Annotated in this window: 7 protein-coding genes; all 7 read left to right on the plus strand. The window is 39.4% G+C overall.

Annotated features, from left to right (window positions below; genetic code table 11):
* The first annotated feature begins 220 nt into the window (after positions 1 to 220).
* The 7 genes from EV142_RS10535 to EV142_RS10565 all read left to right on the plus strand — a co-directional run bounded on the left by EV142_RS10535 (position 221) and on the right by EV142_RS10565 (position 12,093).
* Positions 221 to 3,283: a SusC/RagA family TonB-linked outer membrane protein gene (locus EV142_RS10535; RefSeq protein WP_127340723.1), complete on the plus strand. Its 3,063-nt coding sequence runs from the start codon at positions 221 to 223 to the stop codon at positions 3,281 to 3,283.
* A gap of 21 nt (positions 3,284 to 3,304) precedes the next feature.
* On the plus strand, positions 3,305 to 5,041 hold the full coding sequence (locus EV142_RS10540; protein ID WP_127340724.1) for a RagB/SusD family nutrient uptake outer membrane protein: 1,737 nt from the start codon (positions 3,305 to 3,307) through the stop codon (positions 5,039 to 5,041).
* A 157-nt stretch (positions 5,042 to 5,198) separates the two neighbouring features.
* Positions 5,199 to 6,605: a glucuronate isomerase gene (gene uxaC, locus EV142_RS10545; RefSeq protein WP_127340725.1), complete on the plus strand. Its 1,407-nt coding sequence runs from the start codon at positions 5,199 to 5,201 to the stop codon at positions 6,603 to 6,605.
* Entirely contained in the window at positions 6,598 to 7,437 is an 840-nt protein-coding gene (locus tag EV142_RS10550; protein WP_127340726.1) for an SDR family oxidoreductase, read from the plus strand. The genes uxaC and EV142_RS10550 overlap by 8 nt, the downstream gene beginning before the upstream one ends.
* A gap of 30 nt (positions 7,438 to 7,467) precedes the next feature.
* Entirely contained in the window at positions 7,468 to 8,211 is a 744-nt protein-coding gene (locus EV142_RS10555) for an RraA family protein (RefSeq protein ID WP_127340727.1), read from the plus strand.
* 16 nt (positions 8,212 to 8,227) lie between these two features.
* Positions 8,228 to 9,196 (plus strand): mannonate dehydratase, encoded by a 969-nt coding sequence (locus EV142_RS10560; RefSeq protein ID WP_127340728.1) that lies wholly within the window; start codon positions 8,228 to 8,230, stop codon positions 9,194 to 9,196.
* A gap of 68 nt (positions 9,197 to 9,264) precedes the next feature.
* On the plus strand, positions 9,265 to 12,093 hold the full coding sequence (locus EV142_RS10565; protein ID WP_127340729.1) for an FAD-binding and (Fe-S)-binding domain-containing protein: 2,829 nt from the start codon (positions 9,265 to 9,267) through the stop codon (positions 12,091 to 12,093).
* Positions 12,094 to 12,172: the final 79 nt, after the last annotated feature.

Genomic DNA, 12,172 nt, shown 5'->3' on the forward strand with positions numbered 1-12,172 from the left:
TCGTTTAAAAATTAAATTAAATGTTTTTTTATTCTTTTTATTTTAGATTAATGCAAAATTAATTAGGAAACATAGAATTTAAACATATATTTGTATTTTAAATATGTGCTGGGGCACAGACAATTCAGGGCTTGTATTTAGTCTTTTTTTAAATCGGAAACTGTGCTCGTGCACAGATAGGAAAAAACAACTAACTAACTTATAATTTAACCAACTTATTATGAAAATGAGAAACCAATTTAATGTATTTATTTCGTTTGTTTTGTTCTTGGTGGTCCATTCTATGAATGCCCAGGAAAAAACTGTAAACGGAGTTATTGCTGACGCGCAAGGCCAGCCCGTTCCGGGTGTTAATATTCTAGAGAAAGGCACAACAAATAGTGGCTCAACAGATTTTGACGGCAAGTTTACAATGAAGGTACAGGATTCAAAATCAATATTGATATTTAGTTTTGTGGGTTTTAAAACTAAAGAAGTTCCTGCAGGTCAGGGAGCCTCTTTAAAGATAGTTCTTGTTGAAGCCGGGACAGCTTTGGATGAGGTAGTAGTGGTAGGGTATGGTACTCAAAAGAAAAAGGATTTAACAGGAGCCGTTGGATCTGCAAATTTAAAGCAATTTGAAGATTCGCCTAATACCAGTATTCTTCAGTCTCTTCAAGGTTCACTTCCGGGAGTTACTATAGGTCAGACAGCCACGGCGGGTACTGACCAAACCATTGTAGTGCGTGGAAGAAATACTCTTGGAGGAAATACGGGTGTTTTAATCATATTGGATGGTGCAGTATACCGCGGGGCCTTTACTGATTTAAATCCGGCAGATATTCAATCTGTAGATGTCTTGAAGGATCCTAGCAGCAAGGCAATATATGGCGCTCAGGCTGCAAATGGTATCATTATGGTGACTTCAAAAAAGGGTAAAAAGAGCCAGAAAACAGAAGTGAATTATTCAACTTTTTACTCTATCCAATCGCCTATCATAAACAGAAGGACCTTAAATAGAGAAGAGTTTATAGAGTCTTCCAGAGTAAATCAATATACTAAAGGATTTCTTGCACCTGATTATGTTACTCCAAATCCAAATTACAATTATTTAACTGATAGTGGGATAGCGGCCAACCTTGATATTCAAAATTCCATTAATAATGGAACTGATTTCAATTGGTTTGAGGCAGGACAAAATAACAGTCCATATATAGTAGATCATCAGTTAAGTGTCCGAGGAGGAAGTGAAAAAACAACATTCTTTTTATCTGCAGGGTATACCGATCAGCTTGGATGGATTGTAAATGATAATTATAAACGTAATTCAGTACGTGTAAATATTGATACTCAGGTAAATGACTGGCTAAAAGTGGGTGTTAATACTTTTGGAGCTTTTTCTGACCGTTCGGGAGTTTCACCCAACCTTCAGCAATTTGTTTTAATGAGCCCGTTAAATACCCCGTTCAATACGGACGGAACCTTAAGACAAAACCCTGCAGGGAATAACCTGGAAAACCCCTTTTTATCAGTTCTGTCCGATGATTTGGACAAGCAAAGTAATATAGGCGCTCAGGCATATGCTTCTATTGATGTTCCTGGAATTAAAGGATTAAACTACAGAATTAATTATAATAACAACTACCGATGGAATCAAAGGTTTAATTCAAATCCAAATGGTGCCAACAAACAAGGGACAGCTTATAAGAATAATGCAAGCACCTATGATACCGCGTTGGATAATATCTTAAGTTATAATACTCACTTAGATGAAAGGCATCTGCATGGATTAAATGCTACGTTAGTGTATGGATGGAACAGAATTGAGAATGAATTTACCAATGCTTCGGCAAGTCAATTTTCAAATCAGACTTTAGGATATAATAACTTAGGGGTTGGACTTATTCCAAAAGTTGGATCAGGAGGCTATGAAGAATCTTTCCTTTCAACAACAGCCAGAATAATTTATGATTATGACGGGAAATATTTATTTAATGCAAGTATTCGCAGGGACGGGCATTCCGCTTTTGCTGAAGGTAATAAAATAGGCTATTTTCCTGCTGTTTCTGCGGGTTGGGTCTTGTCAAAAGAAGGTTTTCTATCTAAATATTCACAAATTAACCTGCTTAAATTGAGAGCCAGTTACGGCTTAAACGGTAACACTTCACCGCGTTATTCGTCACAGAGTACTTATTCCTCAAGCACCGATAGTCAATATGTTTTTGGAGATAATGCACAGACAGTGAATAGTTTTACCTTAAATGGACTAATTAGTCCGGATTTAACTTGGGAAAAAACAGAAGGTTATAATGTTGGATTGGATTTTGCTTTTTTAAATAATCGTATTTCCGGTAGTGCAGATTATTACCTGTCAACTACAAGGGATATGCTATTCGACAGAGCTTTAAGTGCAACTGCGGGTGTTAATTCAGTTAGGGTTAATATTGGGGAGCTGCAAAATACCGGATTTGAATTTAATTTAAGTTTTAACCCAGTTAGAAGCAAGGACTGGAATTGGGATCTGGGATTAAACTTCTCTCATAATGATAATAAAATTACAGGTTTGACAGGAGAAGATTTAGACAATAATGGAAAAGAAGATGACTTGGTTCAGAATAATTATTTTATTGGAAAATCAATAGGGGTGGTGTATACGTATGTACAGGACGGGATTTATCAGCTTGGAGATGCAATACCGGCAGGTTCAGAACCGGGCTCATACAAATTTAAAGACCTTGATGGTAACGGTGTCATAGATGTTAAGGACAGGACTTTTATAGGAAAAGCAGAAGCTGACTATCAATTTGGTATAAGCAATAATCTTACATACAAAAACTTCTCTTTAAAATTCTTTATCAGTTCCATTCAAGGTGGTATTGCAGCTAATGATCCATGGTCAAATGGTGGTGGTTATTATGGTTTAACCACTTATGTTGCCAATAATCATTTTAGTGATATTGATGCATGGGCTCCCAATAATCCAAATGCAGAATACAGCAGAGCCAACTCAATTTCTCCAATAACGGACTTTTCTCCTTATAAAGACAGAAGTTTTGTCAGGCTGCAGGATATATCATTTGCTTATACAATGGACAAAGAACTTGTAAAAAAAGCAGGGCTTTCTAATGTGAAAATTTATGTAAGCGGGAAAAATCTTGCCACTTGGACCAAGTGGAAAGGGTGGGATCCAGAAACAGTTTCAGGATTAGGTATTTCTCCAAAAGTTCCGGGCACTCAAAATGATGTTTATCCTGCTTTACCGGTTATGAAGAGTGTTAATTTGGGACTTGACCTAACTTTTTAATAATTTAAAAATATATTCATTATGAAAAAATCTAATTATACTAAATTTTTTGCTGCCTTGGTGTTATTCGGAACATTAGGATCTTGCAATGAGGAAGAGTTTCTAAGGGAAGATCCAATAGCTCTTTATACTCCTGAAAATGTATTTTCGAACAGTGCCGGAATTGAGGGAGTTATTACTAACTTCTACGTCAAGGAGCGCTACATTTATTATATCGGAGCCTCAGATGTTTCCCAATCATTGCTATATGGTACTGATTCTTTCTTTTCTGGAAGGGGAACTGGAACCAATGAGAAAATCGGATCATTGGTTACTGCTTTAGTACCTTCCAATTATGCGCCAACCTTCTATTATCAGGAGAATTTTAAAATAATAGCCTTGGCCAACCTATTAATTGAAAACATTAATAAATCCACCCTGACTGCCGAACAAAAAATACCAGTTATTGCCGAGGCAAAATTTTTCAGAGGAAAAGCGTATCGAGACCTGGTTTATCTTTACGGAGGTGTGCCATTGGTAACAGAATTCGCTACAACACCAGTACTGGATAGGGTCCGTGCTACAAAGATAGAAATTCTTAATCAAATGGCGCTTGATTTTAAGGACGCAGCCGACGGTATGCTGCCCATAAATAAAGTGAAAGACGGGAGGGTTTCTAACATAGTAGCCAGCTTTTATTTAGGTGAAACATTAATATCACTAGGCCGTTCGGCAGAAGCTGTTACCGAAATTTCAAAGGTAGTCAACGATCCAAATGTTGGTTTGATGAAAGGCCGTTTCGGTACGCGTTCTTCGGTTTTTGGCAAAGATGTATTTTGGGATTTGTGGCAGAGAGGGAATCAAAACAGGACATCGGGCAACAAAGAAGCGCTTTGGGTTGTACAGTTTGAGACCGATGTTCCAGGTGGAATCATTAAATCAACAGATGCAGGGGGAGCAAATCAATTCGAGCGCAGCTGTAATCCTGCTGTTTGGAGCATTACTGATCCCGATGGAAAACCAGGGTTTTTGGGAAGACGTTCAAATGACAATATCGGCGGCAATGGTGTATCCTTTCTGCAGCCAACCGCTTATACCACAAATACAGTTAACGACATAGGCGGCGGACTATGGCCTGCTAATTACATTGGAGATATCAGATGCAACGATGCCAATTTAATTAAGGACGCACTTTATGATAATCCTGCATCGGCTTATTTTGGAAAAAAGGTATCGCAATTTAGAGGTAAAAATATGGGAACAGGAGTAGGCACGCCTCTGCAGGTTGCAAATGCAGGGGGCTGGAGATTCTATAAATGGTTTGTAAAGTCAACAACACCGGGCGATCATCCTGCAGGCTTGAATGATCCTAACAATCCACTACTTCTAGGCAGTGGTGCAGGTGCTACTTATCACGATGATTATATTCTGCGTTTACCTGAAGCTTACTTATTAAGAGCTGAGGCATATTTAGCCTTAGGAAATCAAGGCTTAGCTGCTGCTGATATTAATGTTGTTCGCTCCAGAGCAGGTGCTGCTGATGTTTTGCCAGGAAATGTTAATATCGATTACATTCTTGATGAAAGAACCAGAGAAATGGTTTTTGAGGAAATGCGTTCAATTACTTTAAGACGTGTAGGTAAATATGGAGAGCGTGTTGTTAAATATAATTGGCTTACAGGACCTACATATGCACCTAAATATGATTTATGGCCTATTCCTCAAAAAGAAATTGAAGCCAATACTGGTGCCGTTCTGGTTCAAAATCCAGGGTATTAATTTAGTTTGATTAGTTTTTGTTTTTTAACTGTAGCCCCGCCTGTATCTACATGCGGGGTTATATATAATAATTGATTTTTTATATAAGCAAAATGTTAACTGCTTTATGCAAATGCTCTGAACAGCAGTTAAAAATAAGCTACTTACACCTTTTATAATGTCAAAACCTGAATTTCTTGGACCAAATTATTTTCTGGAGAGCCCAACGGCAGTTTTTCTTTTTCATGAGATAGCCCAAGCTCTTCCTATTGTGGACTACCACAATCATATCAATGTATCGCATTTGGCGAGCAATAAAAAATTCAGTAACATCGCTGAACTTTGGGTCTGCAGTGACCCCTACAAGCACAGATCAATGAGGATTAACGGTGTAGCAGAACATTATATCTCAGGAGCGGCCTCTGATGAAGAAAAATTTTTTCACTGGGCAAAAACATTCCCCAAAACGATGGGAAATCCTCTGTTTCACTGGTCCTACTTAGAGTTGAAAAATATCTTCGGCATCCAGGAGCTTTTAACAGAAGAGAGTGCTCCAAGAATATGGGACACTTGTAATAGACTTCTGGAACAGGATGATTTCTCAGCAAGAGCACTGATGGAGAAGTATAATGTAGAGACTTTTTGTACTTCAGATAATTGGTTTGATGATTTAAAGGTACATAAAGAAGCATCATTAGGATCGAAGTTTACCGTTCTGCCATCTTTGCGTTGCGACCTTGCACTGCATACTGATTCATGGGAATCATCTCAGTTTCTGCAGCAGTTATCACAGCATTCCTCAATTTCAATTGATGGATTTTCGGACTTTAAGGCAGCTTTGCGATTTCAGTTGGATTATTTTCATGAAAATGGGTGCCGACTCGCGGATCAGGCTTTGGATGCAGGCTTTACTTTTAAGATTGTTTCGGAGCAAAAGGCTGCTGAATTATTTGCTAAAGTTTTAGACCATAAAGAATTAAGTTTTGAGGAAAAGACACAATTGCAGTGTTTTATTTTATTATTTCTGGGCGGTGAGTTTGCTTCTTTAGGCTGGACGATGCAACTTCACGTTGGAGCCCAGCGTTATACGAGCTCACGTTTGAGAAGTATGGCGGGAGCCGCAGGAGGTTACGCATCAATTGGAAGTGCTGCCTGCATTACCAGTATCTGCAGTTTATTGGATAGACTTGAACAAAATAATAGTCTGCCTAATACGCTACTCTTTACATTGAATCCGTCAGATAATGAGGCTTTTGCCACCCTAACAGGGTCTTTTGCCCAAGATGGCATGCCGGGAAAAATACAGTTCGGACCTGCATGGTGGTTCAATGACCATATTGAAGGCATTAAATCGCAGCTTCTGGCATCAGCAAATTATTCGCTCTTAAGTCGTTTTGTTGGCATGACTACAGATTCACGAAGCATATTGTCTTTCTCAAGGCATGATTATTTCAGGAGAATTTTATGCAATATAATCGGAGACTGGGTGGAAAAGGGACTGCTTCCAAAAGATAATATTTACCTAAAAGAATTAATAACCGATATATGCTATACCAATAGTAAAAAAATGATTTCAAATGAATAATACACAAACAAAAGTAGCTGTTGTAACAGGTGCAGGGGGAACACTCTGCTCGGAGATGGCACGCAGTTTAGCCGCTCAGGGTTTTAAGGTAGCATTACTTGGAAGAACCCTTGAAAAATTAAAATTAGTAGAAGAGCAGATTACAGCTCAGGGAGGAACTGCCATTTCTATAGCGGTTGATGTTTCCAATAACGAATCTGTAACTGAGGCAAAAAATATTGTAAAGAAAGAACTTGGTATCTGTACTGTGCTTATAAACGGTGCAGGAGGAAATCAAATGGAAGCGCTTACAAATACAACAGAATTCAACGAAGGTGAACTTGATGGAACCGATGGGATTAAAGGCTTTTTTAATCTTGATATGAATGTTTTCCAAAGTGTAATTAATGTAAATACTATGGGTACGGTCATCCCGTCTTTTGTATTTGGAAAAGATATGGCTGCACAGAAAAATGGGGTAATTATCAATATTGCCTCTATGAACAGCTACCGTCCTTTGACAAAAGTAGGGGCATACGGAATGGCAAAAGCTGGAATAGCCAATTTTACCCAATGGCTTGCCACTTATCTTGCACCGGCCAATGTGAGGGTAAATGCAATTGCTCCGGGATTTTTCTTAAATGAAAGGAGCAAAAAAATCATGTATAATGAGGACGGCTCCCAGACAGCACGCGCCGAAAATGTATTGGGGCATACTCCAATGAAGCGTTTTGGAGAAGCTTCGGAATTAATCGGATGCATGAACTGGCTTATCGATGATAAGGCAGCATCATTTGTTACCGGAATTGTTATTCCGGTAGATGGAGGATTTTTGTCATCATCAGGGGTTTAATCTAAATTTAAAATTATAAATAATAAAGATATGAGTGTAGATCAATACAAAAAAGAAGTCAGCATGATGAAGCTTGATAAGCTTATTGAAATGCGGGAGAATGTTTCCAAGGCAATGTTTCCTATTTCAGATAATGAATTATTAAACAGGTTTCAGGAGTTATATACCGGGGCAATTAATGATGTACTTAGAGAATTCTGCCTAATGAATCAGGCTCTCCCAAATCATATTATTCCACTAAGGGAATATCGTACTGTGGCAGGATTTGCCTTTACGGTAAAAAGTTCTACCAGCACGAAGGTATCTGGAGAAATGGAATTCCGTACCCAGATGCTCGATGAAATGCATGAAAATGCCTTTGTAGTGTGGGACAGCAGTAAGGATGAAGAGTCAACTTCATGGGGTGGTGTAATGACCGCTACCGCAAAAGGAAAAAAGATAAGGGCAGCTTGTCTGGACGGAGGTATTCGTGACACGCATCAGATATTAGAAGCTGATTTTCCTGTTTTTTATAAATACCGCTCATCCAATGGTAGTTTGGGCCGTTGTCTGATTACAGATTATCAGGTGCCGCTTCAGATTGGAAATGTAATTATAAAGCCTGGAGATATCGTTCTGGGAGATGTAGACGGCGTTTTGGTAGTTCCAAGGGATATTGCTTTTGAAGTACTGGTAAGAGCTGAGGAAATTAAGGAAAATGAAAAGAAGATTTTTGGATGGGTTGCAGAAGGACAGAGTGTAAGGGATATCACTGACAAGGGCGGCTATTTTTAATTTCTAAAAAAATACAATGAAATTATCATTTTTATTTTTTGGCAATACCCCGGATGAAAAGTGGGAACTGTGCAGACAGATGGGTATTGACTACGCTATTGCAAAATTAGCCCCTGAACTAACAGGAATGCCTTCCATTGACAATTTTGAATCTTTTGAAAAATCAAAAGAAATTTATGTAAAGCAAGGCTTTAATTTATACGGACTTGAAGGTGACCAGTTTGATATGACCCGGATAAAATTAGGACTTCCGGGCAAAGAGCAGGATATTGAAAAATACTGCCGGATGTTGGAGAATATGAACAGGCTAGATGTGAGACTGCTCTGTTATAATTTTATGGCAACAGGCTGGTACAGAACCCGTAAAGACATTAAAGAAAGAGGAGGTGCCATTGTCAGTGGATTTTCCATGAAAGAGGCAGCCCTTGAGCCCGCATCGCAACATGGTCTATTTAGTGAAAATCAAATCTGGGATAATTACCAGTGGTTTATAGAGCAGGTTATGCTGGTAGCGGAATCCAACGGTGTTAAAATGGCGCTTCATCCCGATGATCCGCCTATTACGCCTATACATGGAATAAGCCGTATTTTAATTTCAGCGGAAGCTATCGACAGGGCATTATCTTTTTCACAAAGTCCGTCGCATGGACTTACCTTTTGTCAGGGAACCTATACCACTATGAATGAAGATGTATTAGGTATGATTGAAAAACACGGCAGAAACAATAAGATATTTTTTGTGCATATAAGGGATGTTGTAGGAACACCCGAGGATTTCCGGGAGACTTTCCATGATAACGGACCAACTGATATGTTCAGGATGATGCAGGCTTATAAAGCTGTGGGATTTGACGGCCCACTGCGCTCGGACCATGTACCGACAATGGCGGGAGAAAGCAATGAACATTTCGGTTATGAGATGAAGGGGAATCTCTTTGGAATTGGTTATATCAAAGGACTTATGGATGCTTGTGGCATTCAATAGAGAATTTTATTAGAATCTGTTAATAAATTAAACACAACTGCTCGTTTTAGTAGTAAATCTATAATATAATGCTTTCAGGTAATTATAAAATATTGCATAATAAATTAGTTTCCACCATCGATAAGGATAGAATTTTTCATGATTCTTTATCGCTTTTGGCTTATGGAACTGATGCCAGTTTTTATAGACTGATACCTAAAATTGTCATCAAGGCAAAAGACGAGCAAGAAGTTGTCTTTATCCTAAAGCATTCGTCTGCGCTAGGTCTTGCCGTGACTTTCAGGGCCGCAGGAACGAGCTTGTCAGGACAGGCTGTAACAGACTCGGTACTTGTAGTTGCAGGACAGCACTGGAAAGAGTACGAAATACTTGACAACGGAAACGCTATTCGGTTGCAGCCAGGAGTTCTTGGGTCCAGGGCTAATATTTTGCTGGAGCCATATAATAAAAAAATAGGCCCCGACCCTGCGTCAATAAATGCAGCCATGATTGGAGGCATCGCAGCCAATAATGCCAGCGGTATGTGCTGTGGAACAGCTCAGAACACCTATAAGACCGTTAAGTCGATGAGATTAGTATTTGCTGATGGAGCAATTCTCGACACTGCAAATGCAGAGAGCAGAACACATTTTCAAAAACTGCAGCCTGATCTTATTAAAAAAATACAGGATCTGGCCGAGCGTGCGAAAGCTGACACCATTCTTGCGGAACGAATTTCCGGTAAGTATAAAATGAAAAACACAACAGGGTACAGCTTAAATGCCCTGATAGATTATATTGACCCCTTTGAAATTATTGAGCATCTCATGATTGGATCCGAAGGTACTCTGGGTTTTATTTCTGAAATTTCGCTGCAGACAGTGGAAAACCATAAGTATAAAGCAGCATCTTTGATGATTTTTCAAAACGTTGAGAGTGCCTGTCGTGTTGTAAGTCTTTTAAAGAGGGCACCTGTGGCTGCAGTAGAGCTCATCGACCGCTCAGGGCTTCGATCAGTTGAAAACGATAAAGGTGTTCCCTCGTACCTCAAAGACCTTGACCCCGAAGCATGTGCGCTGCTTGTAGATACCAGAGCGTCAAGTTCGGAGGACCTTCAGCTGCAGATACAAGCAGTTTTAAATATTGTGAAAGAGCAATCTATGGAACTCCCTGCATTGTTTACTGATGATCCGGCAGAATATGCGCTGCTATGGAAAATCCGAAAAGGACTTTTTCCATCAGTGGGGGCCATGAGGCAAAAAGGAACCACTGTTATTATAGAAGACGTAGCCTTTAAGACAGAACAGCTTGCAGAGGCAACTCTGGAACTGCAGAAACTCTTCGCAAAATGGCGCTATACCGAGGCTGTAATTTTTGGGCATGCCCTTGAGGGCAATCTTCATTTTGTTTTTACACAGAATTTTGATTCTCAAAATGAGATTGACCGCTATGCCAATTTTATGGATGATGTGGCTGACCTTGTGGTAAAGAAGTTTGATGGTTCCCTTAAGGCCGAGCATGGTACGGGAAGAAATATGGCGCCTTACGTTGAGATGGAATGGGGTAAAGAAGCTTATGGTCTTATGAAGGAGATCAAAGCTATTTTTGATCCGAAAAATCTTTTAAATCCGGGGGTTATTTTAAACGACGATCCCCAGATTCATTTAAAAAATTTAAAACCGATACCATCTTGTAACCCGATCATTGATCCCTGTATAGAATGCGGATTTTGTGAGCCGAATTGTGTTTCAGCTGATTATACGCTTTCACCAAGACATCGAATTACTGTTAACCGTGAGATCAGCAGGCTCGTTGCTTCTGGCCAGAATCCTGCAGAGCTCCAATTGCTGCTTGATAACTTTCAATATAAGGCTGATGATACCTGCGCCACAGATGGCCTCTGCGCCCTGAGCTGTCCGGTGCATATCGACACGGGAGCATTTGTCAAAGAGCTTCGTAACCAAAGAATTGGGAAGGAGTTCCGTATAGCCTCCTGGATTAGTTTACATTTATCTTTTACCACCTTTTTGCTTCGAAAAATTTTACTGGTAGTGCGTTTTTTTCAGTTGTTGCTTGGAAATAAGCTAATGTCCGGAATTTCCTCTTTTTTAAGATTTATTTCCCAAGGCAGGATTCCACAATGGAACCGGTTTATGCCAGGAGGAGCCAAAAGACTTAAATCTTTAGAAAGTCAGGTCGCAAGCCAGAGAAAAGTGGTTTATTATCCCTCTTGTATCAACAGAACCATGGGGGTTTCCTCTGAAGATTATTCACAGGAGCAGCTTTCTGATAAAATTGTTCAACTGCTGCACAAAGGCGGTTTTGAGGTTATTTATCCTGAGCATTTACAGACACTTTGCTGCGGTATGCCTTTTTCAAGTAAGGGATATTTCGATATTGCGAAGCAAAAGGGAAATTTGCTGGAACTAGCTCTTGCCAAGGCTAGTGAAAATGGTAAATGGCCCATTGTATGTGATATGAGTCCGTGCCTATATACTATGCATGAGAATGCCGGTAAATTAAAAAGCAGTCTCAAAATATATGAACCGGTTGAATTTATAAACGATATCTTATTATCTTTTCTCAAAATTACGCCCACATCTGAACCTGTGGCAGTTTTTGAGGTCTGCAGTATGAAAAAAATGGGAATAGAAAACAAATTAACTGAACTGGCCCAAAAATGTGCCGAAAAGGTAATTGTTCCCCAAACGAACTGCTGCGGGTTTTCTGGTGACAAAGGGTTCGAGATTCCGGAGCTTAATGCTTCAGGGCTTTTAGGGCTAAGTCAGCAGCTTGGTCCAGACGTCAAACGCGGATACTCCAACAGCAGAACCTGCGAGATTGGTCTGAGCCTTCATTCGGGCATATCCTACCAGTCGATTGTATATTTAGTCGACCAGGTCAGCGAGGCAATATAATTTTTTAAATTGATTATAAAATACTGAAGAATGCTATTTTGAAAGATGGCTGTACATAAAATTAAAAGAAAATTACATA

Source organism: Flavobacterium circumlabens (assembly GCF_004345565.1).
In the GTDB taxonomy this organism is placed as follows: domain Bacteria; phylum Bacteroidota; class Bacteroidia; order Flavobacteriales; family Flavobacteriaceae; genus Flavobacterium; species Flavobacterium circumlabens.